General features: G+C 67.4%; 17 protein-coding genes. 13 read left to right on the top strand and 4 right to left on the bottom strand.

The genetic code is table 11. From position 1 onward, the window contains the following. The first annotated feature begins 102 nt into the window (after nt 1-102). Both H6900_03485 and H6900_03480 read left to right on the top strand, forming a co-directional pair. Nucleotides 103-894, top strand: a complete 792-nt coding sequence (locus H6900_03485; protein MCC0072333.1) for a hypothetical protein — start codon at nt 103-105, stop codon at nt 892-894. Continuing rightward, on the top strand, nt 887-1348 hold the full coding sequence (locus H6900_03480) for an acyl-CoA thioesterase (GenBank protein MCC0072332.1): 462 nt from the start codon (nt 887-889) through the stop codon (nt 1346-1348). The genes H6900_03485 and H6900_03480 overlap by 8 nt, the downstream gene beginning before the upstream one ends. Here H6900_03480 and hslU read toward each other — a convergent pair. Both hslU and hslV read right to left on the bottom strand, forming a co-directional pair. Then, nucleotides 1336-2634: an ATP-dependent protease ATPase subunit HslU gene (gene hslU / locus H6900_03475; protein MCC0072331.1), complete on the bottom strand. Its 1299-nt coding sequence runs from the start codon at nt 2632-2634 to the stop codon at nt 1336-1338. The genes H6900_03480 and hslU overlap by 13 nt on opposite strands. Continuing rightward, on the bottom strand, nt 2631-3188 hold the full coding sequence (gene hslV / locus H6900_03470) for an ATP-dependent protease subunit HslV (GenBank protein MCC0072330.1): 558 nt from the start codon (nt 3186-3188) through the stop codon (nt 2631-2633). Before hslV ends, hslU begins: the two co-directional genes overlap by 4 nt. Nucleotides 3189-3288: 100 nt before the next feature. Between hslV and tsaE the strand changes: the two genes are divergently transcribed. Genes tsaE through trxA form a run of 4 tightly spaced genes read left to right on the top strand, consistent with a single transcriptional unit; the run spans nt 3289 to nt 10295 of the window. Next, a complete protein-coding gene (gene tsaE, locus H6900_03465; protein ID MCC0072329.1) occupies nt 3289-3744 on the top strand; it encodes a tRNA (adenosine(37)-N6)-threonylcarbamoyltransferase complex ATPase subunit type 1 TsaE in 456 nt (151 codons plus the stop codon). Next, entirely contained in the window at nt 3737-6631 is a 2895-nt protein-coding gene (addB, locus tag H6900_03460; GenBank protein MCC0072328.1) for a double-strand break repair protein AddB, read from the top strand. Before tsaE ends, addB begins: the two co-directional genes overlap by 8 nt. Continuing rightward, nucleotides 6624-9920 carry a double-strand break repair helicase AddA gene (gene addA / locus H6900_03455; protein MCC0072327.1) on the top strand — a complete coding sequence of 1099 codons (3297 nt, stop codon included), beginning with the start codon at nt 6624-6626 and terminating at the stop codon, nt 9918-9920. The genes addB and addA overlap by 8 nt, the downstream gene beginning before the upstream one ends. A gap of 54 nt (nt 9921-9974) precedes the next feature. Then, nucleotides 9975-10295, top strand: a complete 321-nt coding sequence (gene trxA, locus H6900_03450; protein ID MCC0072326.1) for a thioredoxin — start codon at nt 9975-9977, stop codon at nt 10293-10295. A 70-nt stretch (nt 10296-10365) separates the two neighbouring features. Here the strand turns inward: trxA and H6900_03445 are convergent, their stop codons facing one another. Next, nucleotides 10366-11940: a PAS-domain containing protein gene (locus H6900_03445; protein MCC0072325.1), complete on the bottom strand. Its 1575-nt coding sequence runs from the start codon at nt 11938-11940 to the stop codon at nt 10366-10368. A gap of 86 nt (nt 11941-12026) precedes the next feature. Continuing rightward, on the bottom strand, nt 12027-13412 hold the full coding sequence (locus H6900_03440; GenBank protein ID MCC0072324.1) for an ActS/PrrB/RegB family redox-sensitive histidine kinase: 1386 nt from the start codon (nt 13410-13412) through the stop codon (nt 12027-12029). A gap of 99 nt (nt 13413-13511) precedes the next feature. Here H6900_03440 and H6900_03435 point away from each other — a divergent pair, with 99 nt between their 5' ends. The 7 genes from H6900_03435 (at nt 13512) to H6900_03405 (ending at nt 20142) form a co-directional block, all read left to right on the top strand. Beyond that, complete coding sequence (locus H6900_03435) at nt 13512-14159, top strand: SCO family protein (protein MCC0072323.1); 648 nt, start codon at nt 13512-13514, stop codon at nt 14157-14159. Nucleotides 14160-14249: 90 nt separating this feature from the next. After that, the gene (locus tag H6900_03430) at nt 14250-14807 is read left to right on the top strand and encodes an ActR/PrrA/RegA family redox response regulator transcription factor (GenBank protein ID MCC0072322.1); all 558 of its coding nucleotides are present in this window, start codon (nt 14250-14252) and stop codon (nt 14805-14807) included. 137 nt (nt 14808-14944) lie between these two features. Beyond that, nucleotides 14945-16192: an ABC transporter substrate-binding protein gene (locus tag H6900_03425; GenBank protein ID MCC0072321.1), complete on the top strand. Its 1248-nt coding sequence runs from the start codon at nt 14945-14947 to the stop codon at nt 16190-16192. Between the two features lie 74 nt (nt 16193-16266). Beyond that, nucleotides 16267-16992, top strand: coding sequence for an ATP-binding cassette domain-containing protein (locus H6900_03420; GenBank protein ID MCC0072320.1), 726 nt, complete (start codon nt 16267-16269; stop codon nt 16990-16992). After that, on the top strand, nt 16992-17690 hold the full coding sequence (locus tag H6900_03415) for an ATP-binding cassette domain-containing protein (protein ID MCC0072319.1): 699 nt from the start codon (nt 16992-16994) through the stop codon (nt 17688-17690). Before H6900_03420 ends, H6900_03415 begins: the two co-directional genes overlap by 1 nt. Beyond that, nucleotides 17690-18616 carry a branched-chain amino acid ABC transporter permease gene (locus H6900_03410; protein ID MCC0072318.1) on the top strand — a complete coding sequence of 309 codons (927 nt, stop codon included), beginning with the start codon at nt 17690-17692 and terminating at the stop codon, nt 18614-18616. Before H6900_03415 ends, H6900_03410 begins: the two co-directional genes overlap by 1 nt. Beyond that, complete coding sequence (locus H6900_03405) at nt 18613-20142, top strand: branched-chain amino acid ABC transporter permease (GenBank protein MCC0072317.1); 1530 nt, start codon at nt 18613-18615, stop codon at nt 20140-20142. The genes H6900_03410 and H6900_03405 overlap by 4 nt, the downstream gene beginning before the upstream one ends. Nucleotides 20143-20146 lie beyond the last annotated feature (4 nt).

Here is a 20146-nt window from a genome sequence, read left to right as displayed (position 1 = left end):
CTTCGCTATCGTCTTTGCGAAACCGGCGCAACACCTGGCAGCGATTGACATCCCCGGAAGGGCCGCAAAGACTGGTCCGCAGGGTCATGGCGCGGGGAATTCATGCTGGGCTTTCAACTGTTCTTGCACGCGCTCAGGATGATTCTGGGCAATTTCGGCGCGGCGCTGCGGGTCAGCCTGCCTCTGGGGGTCACCCTGGTCGCGCTGGCGGTGCTGTCGGCCACGCTGGCGCCCTCGCTGGGAATGATCGAGCACCCGGGAACGCTGGAGCCGTCACGCCTGGGTGCGGGTGGCGGGCTGGTGGCGTTCGTCGCGGTGATCCTGGTTGCCGTGGCTTTTCTGTGGTCGGCCGTCGCCTGGCACCGTTTCATCCTGCTCGAGGAATACCCGACCCCCACGGGCCCGCGCTGGAACGGCGCCGCGGTCTGGCGCTATCTGGTTGCCGGTATCGTGCTGACGCTGACCCTGATGCTGGTCGGCGTGGCGCTGGGCGCGGTGGTGGGGTTCCTGGGTTTTCTGGTCGTTCAGGCCCTGGGCCCGGGCGCGGCGCGTTTCGTCTGGTTGCTGACCCTGGTGTTGCTGATCCTGCCGATCGTGCTGATTTCGTATCGTGTGTCGCTCATTCTTCCGGCCGCGGCGGTGGGCGAACGTCTGTCGGTCAAACAGGCCTGGGCCGCCACGCGCGGGGCATTCTGGCCGCTTCTGGTGCTGGCCTTCGTGACCACGCTGGCCAATGCGTTGCTGGGCCTGCCGACACCGATCCTGATGCGCGGCTCGTTCGTTCTGGGCATGGTCTGGAACACGGCGGGGCAATGGATCACCATGCTTTGCGGCGTTTCGATCCTGACCACGCTCTACGGCCACTTCATCGAAAAACGGAGCCTCAATGCCTGACCAGCGCCCCGAACTGCTGCGCGGCGTGGTGCACCCCTGGCATCACGACATCTTCGGCCACATGAACGTGCGCCATTACGCGCCTTTTTTCGACGACGCGTCCTTTTTTCTCTACACCGCGCTGGGCATTCCGGTGTCCTGGATGCTGAAAGAGCACGGCGTTCACATTGTCTCGGCCAGGGCGGAAACCAGTTTCATCCGTGAGCTGAAGGCCGGCGACGGGTTTGTCATCGACGGCACGGTCCGCCGGCTGGGGGGCCGGTCGATGACCTTTCATCTGCGCATGATCCACGCGGAAACCGGCGTTCTGCACGCGACCTATGACCTGACCGAGGTCTTCTTCGATCCGAAAACGCGCAAATCGGCGCCCATGCCCGATGCCGTGCGCGAACGCCTTGCACCCTTTCTGACCCCCGAGCCCCAGGTTTCCCCCCAGACGCGTCAGAGAACGTAGCGGCTGAGGTCGGTCGAGCGCGCCAGTTCGCCGATGTTTTCTTCGACAAAGGCGGCGTCCACCGTGACCGACTGGCCCCCCCGGTCAGGCGCGGCAAACGAGAGGTCCTCGAACACGCGCTCCATCACTGTATAGAGACGGCGCGCGCCGATGTTTTCGACCGAGCGGTTCACCTCGGCCGCGATCTGCGCCAGGGCGCGGATGCCGTCGTCGGTAAAGGTGACGGTGACGTCCTCGGTACCCATCAGGGCGGAATATTGCAGCGTCAGGGCATTGTCCGGCTCGGTCAGGATGCGGACGAAGTCTTCCTCGGTCAGTGCGCGCAGCTCTACCCGGATCGGCAGGCGCCCTTGCAACTCGGGCAACAGGTCCGACGGTTTGGCCACATGGAACGCGCCCGAGGCGATGAACAGGATGTGGTCGGTCTTGACCGGCCCGTGCTTGGTGCTGACGGTCGTGCCCTCGATCAGCGGCAACAGATCGCGCTGCACGCCCTCGCGGCTGACATCGGCGCCGCGCGTTTCCGCCCGGGCGCACACCTTGTCGATCTCATCCAGGAACACGATGCCGTTCTGTTCGACAGCCTCCAGCGCGGCGGCCTTGACGGTGTCCTCGTCCAGAAGCTTGTCGGCTTCCTCGCTCAGCAGGATCTCATGGCTTTCCGACACGGTCATGCGCTTTTTCACCCGGCGCCCGCCGAACGCCTTGCCGAACAGGTCGCCCAGGTTCATCCCCTGCGCCGGCATACCCGGCATTTCGAACATCGGCATCTGGGGGCCGGCCTCGGCGATATCCAGTTCGATGACCGTATCGTCCAGCTCGCCCGCGCGCAGCTTCTTGCGGAACAGATCGCGGGTGCCGGAACGCGCGTCCTTTCCGGCGATTGCGTCCAGCACGCGCTCTTCGGCGTTTTGCTGGGCGCGGGCGCGCACATCGTCGCGCATCGCGTCGCGCGTCATGACCATTGCCGCATCCACCAGATCCCGGACGATCTGTTCCACATCGCGGCCGACATAGCCGACCTCGGTGAACTTGGTCGCTTCGACCTTGAGAAACGGGGCCTTGGCCAGTTTCGCCAACCGGCGGCTGATCTCGGTCTTGCCGACGCCGGTCGGGCCGATCATCAGGATGTTCTTCGGATAGACCTCGTCGCGCAGTTCGGGCGCCAGATGCTTGCGTCGCCAGCGGTTGCGCAGGGCGACCGCGACGGCGCGCTTGGCCTCGGCCTGTCCGATGATGAATCGATCCAGTTCGCTGACGATTTCGCGGGGGGTCAGGTCGGTCATTTGCGGATGGTCTCCACCGTCAGGTTGCCGTTGGTATAGACACAGATCGACGCCGCGATGGCCATTGCCTTGCGGGCGACGTCCTCGGCCCCGAGGTCGGTCTCCATCAACCCGCGCGCGGCGGCGGCCGCGAAATTCCCGCCCGAACCGATGGCCGCCACGTCGTATTCCGGCTCGAGCACATCGCCCGCGCCAGTCACCACCAGCAGTTCCTGGCCATCGGTGACGATCAGCATCGCCTCGAGTTTTTGCAGATACTTGTCGGTGCGCCAGTCCTTTGCCAGATCGACACAGGCGCGCGCCAGTTGCCCGGGCGTCGCCTCGAGCTTTTTCTCCAGCCGTTCCAGCAGGGTAAAGGCGTCGGCGGTCGATCCGGCAAAACCGACGACCACCTCGCGGCCCGGCGGACCGATGCGCCGCACCTTGCGCGCGGTGCCCTTGATGACGGTCTGCCCCAGGCTGACCTGCCCGTCGCCCGCGACCACCACTTCGCCGCCCCGGCGCACCGCCAGGATCGTCGTGCCGTGCCATCCCGGAAAGCTGTCGTCTGCCATATCCATGCCTTTCCTCTGTTGTGCCCTATATGGCGGTGGGGGCGCATTGCCGCAAGAACCCCCTCTGGCGGGGCCGCGGATCGGGCGATAAGCTGCGGCCATGACGCCGCTGCATACCCCGATCTTCCTGCCCGATCCGGCCGCCACCGATGCCTTTGCCCAGCGCCTGGTGCCGGTTCTCGGGCCTGGCGACGTGCTGCTGCTCGAGGGTCAGATCGGCGCCGGAAAGACCCATTTCGCCCGCGCGCTGATCCATGCGCTGGGCGCGGTCGAGGACGTGCCCTCGCCGACCTTTACCTTGGTGCAGACCTACGATGTCGGGTTCGAGATCTGGCACGCCGACCTTTACCGGCTGTCGCATCCCGACGAGGCTGTCGAACTGGGTTTGATCGATGCCTTCGACACCGCGCTTTGCCTGGTCGAATGGCCCGAGAAGCTGGGTCGGGACCGGCCGGAATCGGCTCTGACGTTGCGATTTTCGCTTCAAGGCGACGGTCGCAGCGTGAGCCTGTCCGCCACGGGCGGCGACTGGAAGGACCGTTTGCGCGATGTTTGATCCCAGCCCCGAACCGCGCGTTTTCGGTGTGCCGCCCGGCGCCGATTTTCCTCGGGTTCTGGCGCAGGGGTTGCGCGACCGCTTGCAGGGACACCCGCCCGACGCGATGGCCCGGGTCGAGGTTCTGGTCAACACCGCGCGGATGCAGGCCCGGCTGCGCGACGCCATGATCGAGCACGGCCCCGGGTTCCTGCCGCGCATCCGCCTGATCTCGGACCTGGCCGAGGGCGCGACCGCGCCCCTGCGCGCGCGGCTGGAACTGGCGCAACTGATCCGCCAACTGTTGCACAGCCAACCTGACCTGGGGCCGACCTCGGCCGCGTTTTCGCTGGCCGAGAGCCTGTTTTCCCTGCTGGACGAGATGCAGGGCGAGGGGGTGCCGCTGGACAGGCTCGACACGCTGGACGTCAGCCAGCATTCGCAGCATTGGGATCGCTCGCTGCGCTTCATTCGGTTGATCGCGCGGTTTCTCGGTCCGGCCTCGGGGCCGCAGGCGAGGCTCAGGGCGGCGGTTCAGCGGTTGCTGGCGCAGTGGGACCAGGCGCCGCCTGCGCATCCGCTGATCGTTGCGGGGTCCACCGGGTCCCGCGGCCCCACGGCGTTGTTGATGCACGCCGTCGCCCGTTTGCCGCAAGGGGCGCTGGTGCTGCCTGGCCACGATGTCACGATGCCTGACAAGGTCTGGGAAACACTGGATAATCCGCTCACGGCCGAGGACCACCCCCAGTTTCGCTATGTGCGGTTCCGTCCGGTTCGGCCCTGGGCGACCGAAAGGGTTGCAGGATCGGCGCGCAATGCGTTGATTTCGCTCGCATTGCGTCCCGCGCCCGTGACCGATCAATGGTTGCAGGATGGCCCGGGCCTGGGCGTGCTGGATCACGCCACCGCCGGGCTGACGCTGATCGAGGCGCGCACCCCCCGGCACGAGGCTCTCGCCATCGCGCTCTGCCTGCGCGACGCGGCGGTGAGCGGCAAGAAAGCGGCTCTGATAACGCCGGATCGGGCCCTTGCGCGGCGGGTCACGGCCGCGCTGGACCGGTGGCACATTCGCCCGGACGACAGCGCCGGGCGGCCGCTTTCGCTGTCCGCTCCGGGGCGATTCCTGCGGCAGACCGCGGCCTTGCTGGGCGGCAACGCCAGCGCCGAGGCGCTGATCGCGCTGCTCAAGCACCCGATCGCACACAGCGCGGCTGATCGGGGCACGCATTTGCGCCACACGCGCGATCTGGAGCTGCATCTCAGGCGGAATACGATCCCCTATCCCGATGCCGCCGCGCTGTCCGCCTGGGCGGCCCGGACCGAGGATCGCGCGCCCTGGTCGGACTGGTTGATTTCCCTGATTCAGAGCCTTCCGGGCGAGGGTGAGCGCCCCCTGTCGGACTGGGTCGGCGCGCACCAGATCCTGGCGAGCGGGCTTGCCGCCGGCGTCACCGGCACCGGCACCGGCGAGTTGTGGACCGAGGCCGCCGGGATCGAGGCCCGCGCCCTTTTCGACGATCTCGCGGCCGAGTCCGACCTCAGCGGGACGATGCTTTCCTTTGACTATTCCGCCTTGTTAGAGACGCTTTTCGTTGGCCGAGAGGTTCGCGAAAGTCGCGAAAGCGATCCGCGCGTCATGATCTGGGGCACGCTCGAGGCGCGCGCGCAGGGTGCGGATCTGGTTGTGTTGGGTGGCCTGACCGAGGGCACCTGGCCCGCCGCCCCACGCCCCGACCCATGGTTCAACCGCCGGATGCGATTGGAGGCCGGGCTGTTGTTGCCCGAACGCCAAATCGGGCTGTCGGCGCATGACTTTCAGCAGGCCGCCGGTGCGCCCGAGGTCGTGCTCAGCCGCGCCACCAGGGACGCCGAGGCCGAGACCGTCCCCTCGCGCTGGCTGAATCGGTTGCTCAACCTGATCGGCGGCCTTCCCGCGCAAGGCGGCGATGTGGCGTTGCAAGCGATGCGCGAACGCGGGCGGCAATGGCTGGATCTGGCCATGACACTTGAATCCGATTTGCGGCAGGTTCCGGCAGCCTGCGCGCAACGCAACCCCCGTCCCGCGCCGGCGCCGCCGGCCTCGGCCCGGTTGAATACCCTGCCGGTCACCCGGTTCGAGACCCTGATCCGTGACCCCTTTGCGATCTACGCCGAGCGGATCCTGAAACTCGGACCGCTCGACCCTCTGGCGCCGCAGGCCGATGCGCGTCTCAGGGGGACGGTTCTGCACCGTATCCCGGATGCCTATCTAAAGCTGCACCCCCCCGGCACGCCGGGTTCGATCGAGACGTTTTTCGCTGTTGCAGAGACGATTCTGACAGAGGAATGCCCCTGGCAGGCCACCCGGCTGCACTGGCTGGCCCGGCTCAACAGGGTCGCCGGCGCGTTCGTCGCCTGGAACGCGGGGCTGGACGGAACGCCGGTCCTGACCGAGGAAAAGGGCGCGCTGGTGCTGGCGGAACCGCCATTTACCCTGACCGGCCAGCCCGACCGAATAGACCGCGCCCCGGACGGGCGGCTGAGGCTTTACGACTACAAGACCGGCACGCCGCCCAGCGCCAAGCAGCAGGAACATTTCAACAAGCAGCTGGTCTTTCTGTCCCTGATGGCCGAGGCCGGGGCTTTCAAGGGCGTCGCGCCCGAGGCGGTGGAAAGCGCCGCCTTCATCGGGTTGGGCACCAGTTTCAAACAGGTCCCGGCCGATGTCGCGCCCGAGAAGCTGGACGACCATCGCCGCCGTTTGATCGGTCTGATTGACCGCTATCGGGATCCGGGGCAGGGGTTCACCGCGCTGCGCGCCGTCGAACTGGAGCGCCATCATGGCGATTTCGACGCGCTGTCCCGGCGCGGCGAATGGCTGCCCGGCGATGCCGCCGAAACCGTGCAGGTGGGGGACGCCGATGGATGAGGCGACGCTGAACCAGATCCGCGCCACCGCACCACACGAGTCGACCTGGCTGTCGGCCAATGCGGGCTCGGGCAAGACCAAGGTGTTGATCGACCGGGTGGCGCGACTGTTGCTGAACGGCACGCCGCCGCAGCGGATTCTGTGCCTGACCTATACCAAGGCCGCGGCCAGCGAGATGCAGAACCGGCTGTTCAAGCGGTTGGGCGAATGGGCCATGTTGTCCGACGCCCGTCTGCAAGAGGCGCTGCGCGCGCTGGACGAACCTCCTGGCAGCACCGACCTGCTGGCCAGCGCGCGCCGGCTCTTTGCGCGGGCGATCGAGACCCCCGGCGGGCTGAAGATCCAGACGATCCACGCTTTCTGTTCGTCTCTGCTCAGGCGGTTTCCGCTGGAGGCCGCGGTCTCGCCCGACTTTGCCGAGGCTGACGAACGCAGCCTGCAACAGTTGCGAATCGACCTGCTGGACCGGTTCGCCCGGGGACCCGAGGCCGGCGCGATGACCGCCTTGCTGCAACGTCTGAACGAGGAGGCCTTTGGCGACCTTTTGGCCGAAATCGGCAGGCACAGAGACGCTTTCAGCGGTGAAACGCCCGATTTCCATGCGCTGTTCGGCCTGCACCCGGGCGATTCCGAGGCCCGTCTGGAAGCCGAGGTTCTTCAGGGCGACGAGGCCGACCTGTTCGCCCGCCTGGTGCCCAAGTTGCGCGCCGGCACGTCGATGGACCAGAAGCTGGCCGACACCCTGTCGCAATGGCGCGGCTTTGCGGATCTGCCTTTGCTGGAAGATCGACTTCTCACCGGCGCCAAGGCAAAGGTGCCCTTTTCCGCCAAGACCGGCAAGCACATCACCAAGGACACCGCCAGGACCGTCGGACCCGACGATCTGGCCGCCCTCGACGCGCTGGGCGAGCGGGTCGAGGGGGCGCGCAGCCGGCGCCAGGGCTTGGCGGCCGCGGCCCTGGTCCGGGACCTGCACCGGTTCGCCCGGCTCTGGCTGCCCGCCTTCGACGCCGCCAAGGCGCAGCGCGGCTGGCTGGATTTCGACGATCTGATCCGGCTGGCGCGCCGCCTTCTCAGCGTCAGCGATGTGGCGCAATGGGTGCTGTTCAAGCTGGACGGCGGCATCGATCACATCCTGGTGGACGAAGCCCAGGACACCAGCCCCGAACAATGGCAGGTCATTGACCAGTTGACGCAGGAATTCACCGCCGGGCAGGGCGCGCGCGACGATCTGCGCACGATCTTCGTGGTCGGTGACCGCAAACAATCGATCTATTCCTTCCAGGGCGCCGATCTGCACGGCTTCGAGTCCACGCGCGAGCGGTTCCGCCAGCGGCTCGGGGATGCCGGGCAGGGGTTGTCGTTGATGGAACTTCGCCACTCGTTCCGGTCGTCGGACGCGGTGCTGCGGCTGGTGGACCAGTGTTTCACGCTGGATTCGGGCGGTCTGGGCGGCGCGCCGGAACACCTGGCCTTTTTCCCGGCGATGGCCGGGCGCGTCGATCTGTGGCCGCCGGTGCCAAAGACCGAAAAGCCCGAGGAAACCCCTTGGGACCAGCCGATGGACCGGGTTTCCGCCGACGATCCTGACGTGGTGCTGGCCCGCGCCGTTGCGGCGGAAATCCGCGCCATGATCGACCGGGGCGAACAGATCGCCACGCGCGACGGTCCGCGCCCCCTGCACGAAGGCGATGTGCTGATCCTGGTGCGGCGGCGGGCGTTGTTGTTCCGTGCGCTGATCCGTGCGTGCAAGGCGCAGGGACTGGCCATTGCCGGGGCCGACCGTCTGGTCCTGGGCGAGGAACTGGCGATCAAGGATCTGATCGCGCTGTTGCGGTTCCTAGCCCTGCCCGAAGACGACCTGTCGCTTGCCGTCGCGCTGCGCTCGCCCCTGTTCGGATGGAGCGAGGACGCGCTGTTCCGGCTGGCGCACGGGCGGCGCGGGTATCTGTGGGAAAGCCTGCGCGCCGATCCCGCCCATGTCGAAACCCGGGCCGTTCTGGACGATCTGCGCGGCCAGGTGGATTTCCTCAGGCCCTATGAATTGATCGAACGGGTCCTGACGCGGCACGACGGACGGCGGCGCATCCGCGCGCGGTTCGGTGCCGAGGTGGACGAGGCACTGGAGGCCTTTGTCGATCTCGCGCTCAGCTACGAGGAGGGGCACGTCCCCTCGCTGGACGGGTTTCTGGGCTGGCTCGAGGCCTCGGACGCCGAGGTCAAGCGCCAGACCGAATCGGCTGGGCGGCGGCTCAGGGTGATGACGGTGCACGGCTCGAAAGGGCTGGAATCGCCGATCGTGATTCTGCCCGACACCGCCGCGCGCAAGGTGACCAACCGCAACACGGTCGCGTTGGCGCAGGGCGTGCCGATCCTGCGCGCCGTCGCGGCCGAGGCAACCGACGCCCAGCAGCAGGCCGATGCCGCCGAGAAGCAGTTGCGCGACGAGGAAAGCGACCGGTTGCTTTATGTGGCGCTGACCCGGGCCGAGAAATGGCTGATCGTCTGCGGCGCCGGCGAGGTCGAGGGGGACGGAACCTGGTATGGCCGTGTCGCGGCGGCGATGCAGGCGCTGGCGCCAGTGCCGATTGCGTCGCCGACGGGGCCGGGGCTGCGGCACGCGCACGGCGATTGGCCCGCGCCCACCCGGCCCGAGGCCCCCGCCACCCCCGCGCCGCGCGGCGTCGATCTGCCGCCCCTGCCGGTGGCCCGGGTCGCCGCGCCGCCGCTGACCCCCAGCGCGCTGGGGGGGGCCAAGGCGCTGCACGGCGATGGCGACGAGACCGAGGTCGCGCTGGAACGTGGCCGCCTGATCCATCGTCTTCTCGAGGAACTGGCGCCCTTGCCCGCCGCGGACCGCGCGGCGCGCGGCGCGCAGCTGGCCGCTGACGCGCCCGAGGTCCTGGCCGAGGCGCTGGCCGTTCTGAACGCCCCCGCGCTGGCCCCGGTTCTGGGAGGCGACGCGTTGGTCGAAGTCGCGCTGTCGGGAACCTGGCAGGGACGGACGATGTGGGGGATCATCGACCGGCTGCTGATCCGGCCGGACCAGGTGCTGGCGGTCGATTTCAAATCCAACCGGCAGATCCCCGCCACGGTCGAACAGGTGCCCGAGGGCCTGCTCAGGCAGATGGGGGCCTATGCGCATCTTCTGGCGCCGCTCTATCCCGGGCGGCGCATCGAGACGGCGCTGCTCTGGACAGCGAACGCCACCCTCATGCCGTTGCCGCAGGCCGCGACGAGCGCGGCTCTTGGCCGCGCCGGGCTTGACCCGGAACTGGGGTCTACATAGGTATCGACAGAGCAATTTCAGCCCGATCCAGATTCCCCTCTCAGGAGACACCCCATGGCTACCTTTCCCGTGACCGACGCGACCTTCGATGCCGAAGTGCGCAACAGCGACCTGCCCGTCGTCATCGACTTCTGGGCCGAATGGTGCGGCCCGTGCCGGCAGATCGGCCCGGCGCTGGAAGAACTCTCGACCGAATTCGAGGGCCGGGTGAAGATCGCCAAGGTCAACGTGGACGAAAATCCGCAAGTGACGGCCGCCATGGGCATTCGCGGCATTCCCGCGCTGTTCCTGGTGAAGGATGGCAAGATCGTCGCGAACAAGGTCGGCGCCGCGCCCAAGGCCGCGCTGCAAAGCTGGATCGAAGCTTCGATCTGACGCACCGCCAGCAAGACACGGGAAACGCCGGGACCCACGGGTTCCGGCGTTTTTTGTTGGGCAAATCGGGTCAGGCGCTGGCTCGCAACACCTGCGCGCGCGGCGTGGCGGTCAGGGCAGGGGCCGCGTCCTGCGCAAAGGCGATCATCAGCGCGCCGGTCGATGTGCGCCGCGCCTCGACGGTCAGGGCCTCGCCGTCCTCCATGCGCATCACGCCGCGCACCGGCTGACCGTCGCCCGTGCCGGCGCGGCCCAGCGCGGCGACGCGCGCCCAGAGGTCAGGGTCGGCGCTGGCCTCGCGCCAGTTGTCCAGCGCCTCGGGCAGGGTGACGGCGCCCAGCGAATCCTCGCCCTCCAGGGTCCACAGGCGGGTAAAGGCGTTGTTGGTCAGCACCAGTTGCCCGTTCGGGGCAAAGACGGCGATCGCGTCGTCCAACTGGTTCAGCACCGACTGGCTGGTTTCCATTTCGGCCCGGACATTGCGGGTCAGATGGGTTTCCGAGGTGATGTCCTCGATCAGGAAGGCCAGCGCCCCATCGGGGTGCGGGCTGGCGGAAAACCGATAGGTCTGGCCGCCGGGCAGGGACCAGGTTTCCTCGAAATCGCCACCGGGGGCCGAGGTTTCGATGTCGAGCAACCGGCGCGCCCAGGTGCGATAGTCGCGCGGTTCGGGCATGACATGCTTCTCGCGCATCCGGTTCAGGAACCCTTCGATCCCAGGGCGGGACAGCAGGAATTCGGGCTCTAGCCCCGTCAGGTCGGTGAGCGCGGGGTTGAACATCTGCAAGCGGCGGGCGCGGTCGAACACGGCAAGCCCGATCGGAAGGGTGGCAAAGGTCTTTGTCAGCGTCTGGATGAAATCGCGCTTGGTGCGCTCGGCTTTGTGGGCGTCGTCGGCGGGCAGGGCGTAGACCAGGGTCGTGTCGCCATCGGGGACGCGGGTGACGTCGAACCAGGCGGCGCGGGCGTTGCCGGTGGCGGGCAGGCCGACGCGGGTGGCGGGGCCGGGCTCGCCCGCGGGAAACAGCGCGGGCAGCGGCCAGGACATGCCCTCGCCACGCTGCGATTCGCTGGCGCGACGCAGATAGCCGCCGTTGGCCCAGTTGACCTGCCCGTCCCCGGTTTCGCGCCACAGCAGAAGCGGCGCGGATTCGCTGACCTGGCGCAGCAGCGTCAGTTCCTCTTGCAGGGCGCGGTAGCTCAGGCGATCCAGCAAAACGCTGCCATCCTCGGCCAGGGTGTCGATCAGGGTCAGCCGCTGCGTGCCTTCGAACCAGTCCAGCCTCAGGTCCGTCGCACGATCCGCGGCGCCCGACAGCTTCGCGTGCCGGTTCGTGGGCAGGTCGGCCAGCGCCTGCGGCAGATCGGGGAATTCGCGCGTCAGGTGGCTGGTGAGGCGGGTCCAGTCGGTGCCTTCCTCGCCCTCGGTCTGGCGCAGGGAATCGAGCAGCCGGTGACCGCGCGGGTTGGCATCCAGCAGCGTCTGGCCATCGAACAGAAAGGCCGTGTCGCCGCCCGCGCCAAAGGACGAGGACGCGGCGCGCACGCGGGGACGGCCCAGGGCGCCGGCGATCATGAGAATGGCCAACGCTGTCAGAGCCGAAGTTCCGACCAGGACGAGGGCAAGAGCGAACGTCATCTGCATGGGATCTTCCTGAAACCAGCCCCGCGAACGGTCACGAGTCGCTGTCAGGATTCGGCCGGATTGGTTAAATCCGGGTTAAGACCCGTTTACGACTCGTTGTCGAAGGGGGCGTTCTCGCCCAATGCGCGGCGGGCGTCGGCCTCGATCGCGCGGCGCGGCCAGGTCACTTCGGCCATCGCGCCGCAGCGGAGGCCGGAAAATCCGCGCGGCAGGCGGTCGCGGCTGGTGCAATTGTCAAAGCGGACGGTCGCGCCGGTGCGTTCCAGCAAGGTCTTGGCGATGAACAGGCCCAGGCCCATCCCCTCGTAGCCCGGGCGCGGATCATTGCGCGACTCCTCGGTGCGGCGATCGCGCAGATAGGGTTCGCCGATGCGGTCCAGCAAATGCGGGGGATAGCCTGAGCCGTCGTCGATCACCCGCAGGTGGATGCGGGTGTCGGTCCAGTCGGCCTCGATCCAGACATGGCCCTGGGCGAAATCGACCGCGTTCTGGATCAGGTTGCGCAGCCCGTGCAGGATCTCGGGGCGGCGCTGGATCTCGGGCATCGGCGACGCGGACCCCAGCAGATCGAAATGCACATGCGGGCCGCGTTCGGTATGCGGCGCAGCGGCATCGGCCAGCACGGCCTCGAGCGGAGCGTGGCGCATGTGCAGGTCGTCCTTGCCGGCCTGTCCCATCGAACGCAGAATCGCACGGCAGCGGTCAGTCTGTTCGCGGATCAGTCGGGCGTCCTCGGCCAGGTCGGGATCGTCCAGCGCATCCATCAACTCGCCCGAGATCAGCCGGATCGTCGCCAGCGGCGTGCCCAGTTCGTGCGCCGCGGCGGCGACCACGCCCCCCAGGTCGGTCAGTTTCTGCTCGCGCGCCAAGGCCATGCGCATCGCCAGCAGGGCCTCGGTCAGGGCGTGTTTCTCGCTGGCGATCGAGCGCGAATAGAACCCGATGAACACGATCCCGATGACCAGCGCCAACCAGAATCCGAAGCGGAACAGATCGGGCAGCAGCAACGGGACACCGGCCAGCGTCAACGGCTCGAACGAGAACGCCAGCAGCGACGCCAGCACTGTCGTCGCCCCGCCCAGCAGCAGGATCGACCGCAGTTGCAGCGCGGTGCCGGCAATCGTCACGGGCGCAATCAGCAACAGCGCGAACGGATTGTTCAGGCCGCCGGTCAGGAACAGCAGCAGCGACAGTTGCGTCGTGTCGAACAGCAGCGTCAGCAGGGCCTCGATCTCGGACAGGCGTTTCGAACGCGGAAAGACAAAGGCGCTGAGGACGTTCGACACCGCCGAAACGCCAACCACCGACAGGCAGACGACCAGCGCGAATTCCAGCTCAAAGACGAAACGCGCCGCCAGAAGCGCGGCGATCTGCCCGGCCACCGCCAGCCAGCGCACGCGGGTCAGCGTCTCCAGCCGGACCCAATGGCCCTGGACATCGCGGTTCATGAGGCCCGGGGTGGGCGTGTCCATTGGCGGCCTGTTGTCGCGGTCACGGGTTCGCGCATTGATAAGCGCGGCAGGCTGGGGCATCAAGCACGCGAACGCGATGAACGGAACGGAGGGCGGCACATGACACGCGCCTATGCAATCGGGGCCGCGGTCCTGACAGTGGTTTTTCTGGTGGCGATCGGCCTGTTTGTGGCCCGGCCTGCCTGGTTGACCGCGTGGACCGGCGGCGGCGACGACCCTTTCGCGCCCTGTCGGCAGACCGTGGTGCAGGGCGGGCTGTCGTCGATTGGCGGGCCGTTCACGCTGATCAACAGTCAGGGCCAGACGGTGACCGACCAGGATGTGCTGACGATGCCCTCGCTGGTCTATTTCGGCTATACCTTCTGCCCGGATGTCTGCCCGCTGGACAACGCGCGCAACGCGCTGGCAACCGAGATCCTGGAATCGAACGGCACCATGGTGCAGCCGGTGTTCATCTCGATCGACCCGAACCGCGACACGCCCGAAGTGGTGGGCGAGTTCGCCGCGATCTTTCACCCGCGGATGGTCGGTCTGACCGGGTCCGAGGACCAGGTGCGGGCTGCCTCGCGGGCCTATCGCACCTATTTCGCGCGGCAGGATTCGGACGATCCGCAGTATTACCTGGTGGACCATTCGACCTTTACCTATCTGGTGCTGCCCGGGCACGGCACGGTCGAGGTCTTTCGCCACGACACCCCCGCCGAGGAGGTCGCGGCCCGCACGCAGTGCTTCATCGAGCACATGTAACCCCCACATTCCCATGCGGAATCGTGCATCCGGGTTTGACCTCGGGTCGTTGTGACACTAGATCGAACTCAGCAACCCGGGGAAGCACGCATGGCCGACGACAGCCCTCTCGATCTTGGTGGGGATCCCTCGCTTCTGTTGGTCGATGATGACGAGGTGTTCCTGAAACGCCTCGCCCGGGCGATGGAGCGGCGGGGGTTCGCGGTCGAGACGGCCTCGTCGGTGGCGGCGGGCAAGGCTCTGGCCGTGGCGCGGCCGCCGGCCTATGCGGTGATCGACCTCAGGCTCGAGGATGGCAACGGGCTGGACGTGGTCGAGGTTCTGCGCGCCAAGCGGCCGGATGCGCGAATCGTCGTGCTGACGGGTTACGGGGCGATCGCCACGGCCGTCGCCGCGGTCAAGATCGGCGCGACAGACTATCTGTCCAAACCCGCCGATGCCGAAGAGGTGGTGAACGCGCTGTTGCAGCGCGAGGGTGCCGTTCTGCCCGAGCCGCCGGAAAACCCCATGTCGGCCGACCGGGTGCGCTGGGAACACATCCAGCGCGTCTATGAACAGTGCGACCGCAACGTGTCGGAAACCGCGCGGCGGCTGTCGATGCATCGCCGCACCTTGCAGCGCATTCTGGCCAAACGCAGCCCGCGCTAGGGCGAAATCCCAGGATAATCCGTGACGTCCGGCCCGGCGCGGCCGGAATTGGTGCATTTGCATCATAGGCGACCCTGCCGAAACATGTTTTCGTGATCCCTAAAAATACAAAGACCTACACACAGGGAGTTGACGACATGGTTTCCAGACTTGCCGGACTTGCCGCCGCAACGGCGATCACGCTTGCTGCCCCCGCCTGGGCAGAAGGCGACGACATTCTCATCGGGATCCCCACCGCGCAGACCAGCCTGGCGGGCGTGGCCGACCACGCCGACTGGCTGAACGGCGTGAACATGGCGATCGAGGACATCAATTCGCACGGCGGGGTCAACGGCCGGATGCTCAGGGCCGAGGTCGTGGATATCGACCTGCTGTCGCCCGAAGGCACGGTCGGCGCGATCCAGACGCTGAACGCGCGCGGCGTCAGTGCCATTGCCTCGGCCTTTGTCATCATCCCGCAACCGGCGATGGATGCGGCGGCGGCGACGGGCGTGCCCTACATGCACGGCAACACCTCGCTGGCATCGGTGCAACTGGTCGAACAGAACCCCGAACGCTATCGCAACATCTTCATGATCGACCCGGATGAAACCTGGTATGGCTATGGCTTCGTCCGCTATCTGGACCGACTCGAGGCCTCGGGCGACTGGACGCCGGCGAACCACCGCATCCACATCGTTCAGGAACAGATCGCCTATACCCAGGTCATCAGCCAGGCCGCGCAGCGCGCCATTGCCGATTCCGATGGCCGGTGGGAGCTGGCGGCGGTGACCGATATCCAGTTCCCGGTGCAGGACTGGACCCCGGTCATCAACGCGCTGAAGGACGAGGGCGCGGGCGTGATCTTCGTGTCGCACTGGGTTGCGGCGGAACTGGCGGCCTTTGCCCAGCAATTCGCTTATGATCCGACGCCCAATTCGCTGGTCTACCTGCAATACGGCCCCTCGCAGCCCGAGTTTCTGGACCTGGCCCGCGGCGCCGGCGAAGGCATGATCTGGGGCACGGTCCTGGGCACGCCGCGCACCGAGCAGGGCACGGCCTTCCGCGAGGCCTATATGGCGCAGCACGGCGAGAACATGGGCGAGGTCTACCCGGCCTCGGGCTGGGACACGATCCACATGCTGGCGCAGGTCTGGCAGACCGTCGATCCGTCCGACTTCGACGCGGTCGGCGAAGCGATCCGTCACCTGCGCTATGAAGGGATCGCCGGCACCTACACCTTTGACCGGCCGCAGCAGCGCCCGCTCAACTATCCGTGGGAAACCGATGTTCTGGCCGATGGCATCCCGCATCTGATCTATCAGGTGCAAGACAACCATCACCGCATCATCCTGCCCGCCGAACTGGCCGAATCGTCCTATCGCACGCCGGCCTGGGCGCAGTGATCCGTGGCGGGGCGGGTCCTCAGGGCCCGCCCTCTGCCCCTTTCGTCCCTGACCCCTCCGGCCTGCGAGACGCGATGCAATCCCCCACCTCCATTTTCGCCTGTGAAGGCGTGTGCCTGTCGCTGGGCGGCCGCCAGATCCTGTCCGACGTCGGCCTGCATGTCAGCCGCGGCGAGGTCCTGGGCCTGATCGGCCCGAACGGCGCCGGCAAGACCAGCCTGTTCGAGGTCCTCTCTGGCCGGTATGTCGCGCAACAGGGTCGCGTCACGCTGGACGGTCAGGAGGTGACCCGCCTGGACATCGTGCGCCGCTCGCGCCTGGGGTTGGCGCGGACGTATCAAAGCCCGGTCGTCCCCTCGGCCCTGACGGTGGGCGAGACGTTTCGCGCCGCGCGCATGGCCTATCGTCCCTTTCTGTCGCGTCACCGGGCGGAATGGGCGGCGCGTCTGGTCAACCTGACCGTGCCGTGGAGCCGCCCCTCCGGCAGTCTCGACACCTTCGACCGCCGGAAACTGCTGCTGGCGTGCCTGCTGATGCGGCGGCCCAAGGTCCTGCTGATGGACGAACCGGCCTCGGGGCTCATCAACACCGAGATCGACGAACTGGACCTGCTGCTGCGCACGCTGGTCGATGAATACCACCTGGCGGTGATCGTGATCGAACACCGGCTCGAACTGCTCGAGGCGCTGGCGGACCGTGTGACGGTGCTGAACCTGGGCGAGGTCATCGCCGAGGGCACGCCCGAGGGGGTGTTCAAGGATCCCGCCGTGCGCGCGGCCTATTTCGAGGGGGCTGGCTGATGAGCGCGATCTTGCAGATCAGCGATCTGTCGGCGGGCTATGGCCCCCTGCGTGTGCTGCACGAGATCAACTTTACCGTCGAGCGCGGCGAACGGCTGGCCATCGTCGGCCTGAACGGGCACGGCAAGACCACGCTGTTCCGCGCCATCACCCACCTGGTCGGCTGGCAGCGCGGTTCGATCCTGTTCGACGGGATCGAGATCGGCGGCCAGCGCAGCCTGGGCGAGGGGCGCCGGACGCCTGGCATCGTGCGGCTGGGCGTGGCGATGACCCCGCAGGGCGACGCGATCTTTCCCGGCCTCACCGTGCGCCAACACCTGGATTGCGGTGCCTGGTCGCGCAACGCCTGGCGCGAACGTGCGAAACGGCGCGAGATGATCTTCGATCTGTTCCCGCCGCTGCGAAAGCTTGAGAACACCACCGTCGGCACGCTGTCGGGCGGCGAACGCCGGATGGTCAGCGTCGGCCGCGCGCTGATGACCGAGGCGCGGCTCTATCTGATCGACGAACCCTCGCTGGGTCTGGCACCGGTCATCAGCCAGCGGGTCGTCGCCGCGCTGCGGGAAATCGACGTGCGGGACGGCGCGATCGTCATCGCCGAGCAGAATGTCAGCCTGCTGGACGGGCAGGTGGACCGGATGATCGGGATGCACGCCGGGCGCCTGCGCGGCGATGTCGGACATGTGGAGCTGGGCTGATGGATGCGGCACTGATCGTCTACGCCCTGAACCTCAGCGCGATTTATGCGCTGATGGCGATCGGCATCTCGTTGCTGTGGTCCTCGATCGGGATGCTGAACATGGCGCACGGGGCGACCTTTGCGGTCGCCGGCTACGGCACGCTGGTGATCGGCAACGCGGTGCTGCCAGGGATCGACAGCCTGTTTCACGGCTGGGCGGCGCTGGGCGTGATCCGGCTGGCGGTTCTGCTGGCGGCGGGGGTCGGCGTCGGCGCGCTGTTCGGCATGGTGATCTATCTGCTGGCCTTTCTGCCGATCCACGACAAGGCCAACTTTGCGGTGCGCGGGATGATCGTCACGCTGGCGATCAACCTGGCGACGGTGCAGGCGCTGCTGTGGTGGTTCGGCCCCCGGCAACAGGCGCTGCCCAATGTCTTTGGCTTCGGCCGGCTGTCGCTGCTGGGCATTCCCCTGCGCTATGACCAGGCCGCGACCATCGGCGCGACGGTCGTGCTGTTGGGCGTGGCGCTGGCCTGGCTGCGCTACAGCCGCAAGGGGCTGGAGATTCGCGCCATGATGCAGAACCCCGAGGGGGCGGCGCTGTCGGGCATATCGGTGCGGCGCACGGCGCTGCCGGTGATGGCGGTGACCGGCGCTATGGCGGGCGCGGCCGCGGTGCTGCTTTCGCAGACGGTCTATGTCAGCCCCGGCGCGGGTGCGATGCCGCTTATCAAGGGCATGATCATCGCGCTGCTGGGGGGGCTGGGGTCGGTGCCCGGGGCAGCGGTGGCGGCCCTCCTGATCGGCACGCTCGAGGCCGTGACCGGCGCCCTTCCGTTCCTGGGTCAGCGGATGGTTCTGCTGGTGCAGTTCGGCTTCATCATCCTTGTGCTGATCATTCGCCCGCGCGGTATCGGCGGCCTGCTGGACGAGACACGGAAATGACAGACCCGATTGCCCCCGTCTTTCACCGCGTCGGAAACCGGCGGCACGAATATGTGCTGGTGCCCGACGGCACCCGCGACTGGCACCGTGCCCGCGTTCCGGGGCTGAGCCGCCACTGGCTGAAATGGCGCGGCGGCTACAACCCCAAGACCCTGCAACGCGAGCGCCGCCTGGCCGACAAGCGCCCCCTGTGGTGGTTCCTGGGCCTGGGGGCGCTGGTCTGCGCCGCGCCGCTGCTGCCCGACACCTTGTTGCAGGTGGCGGTGGTGTTCTGCGTGTTCGCCGCGATCAACGTCATCTGGACGCTCATCATCGGCGCGGCGGGTATCCTGTCGCTGGCGACGATGGCGGTCGTGGGGCTGGCGGCCTATGCCTCGGCCGCGACGAACGTGTATCTGGGCGTGCCCTGGCCGCTGATGTTCGTCGTCGGCGCCTTGGTCGGGCTGGTGGTCGGCGGGTTGCTGGCGCTGCCCTCGACCCGGATCGACGGGCTCTATTACGCGCTGCTGACCATCGGCGTGGCCGAGATCTGCCGCGTGTCGATCAGCCAGATCCGCGCGCTGGCGCCGCAGAACAGTTCGATCAACAACGTCGGCAGCTTCATTCCGCAGGACTGGTATCTGCAACGGCCCGGGTTGCTGCTGAGCTTTGCCTCGGCCTTTGTCCTGCTGCTGGCCGCGCTGCTGCTGTTCCGGTTCATCAACTCGGAACGGTTGGGACTGCAACTGCAAGCCGCCCGCGAGGACGAGGATTTCGCCGAGGCCACCGGCATCGACTATCGCCGCGCGCGGCTGAACGTCTTCCTGATCTCGTCCGCCGCGCTGGGCTTTGTCGGCGCCTATTACGCGATGCTCTACCGCTCGATCAGTCTGAACGTGTTCTCGCTGGATCAGCTTCTGCTGATGTTCGCGATGATCGTCATCGGCGGCATGGGTCGGGCCGAAGGCGCGGTGATCGGCACCGCAATCGTGGTGGTGATCGACCGCGCACTGATCGACCTGGGCCCGTTGCGCATCATCCTGATCGCGGCGGTGATGATCGCCGTGACCCTCACAACGCACGCCGGTCTTGCCGATGTCCGCACCCAGTTTCGGGGCTGGCGCAACCGCATCAAATCGGAACGCCGCGCCGCCCGCACCCGCAAGGGAGGAGAAGTCATGCCCGAAGAGGCCACCGAAATCCCCGACAAGCAAGAGATCGCCTATCGCCGGTTCGACCGTCGCCTGCGCGACCGGCTGAAGACCCTCATCACGCCCGACCTGCTCGAGGAACACAAGGCCGCGCCTCTGGGGCCGCATTCCGACGCGCTGGCGCGGGTGCTGAACTATTTCCGCCGGGGCGAGATGCCCGACAAATACGCCATCTTGCAGGACGGCCCGCCCGAGGCCTGGACCTATACCGTGATGGCCCTGTCGGGCGAGCCGGGCAAGCCGCCGCGCGTCGTGGACGACCGCGTCTATCAAACCCGCGACGAGGCGTATCACGCCGTCTTCCTGCTGCGGGTCAACGATCTGTTGGAAAGCTGACGAC

Source organism: Rhodobacter sp., assembly GCA_020637515.1.
In the GTDB taxonomy this organism is placed as follows: Bacteria; Pseudomonadota; Alphaproteobacteria; order Rhodobacterales; family Rhodobacteraceae; genus Pararhodobacter.
The sequence above is the reverse complement of the archived record's forward strand: the minus strand, read 5'-3'. Positions and strand labels throughout refer to the sequence as shown.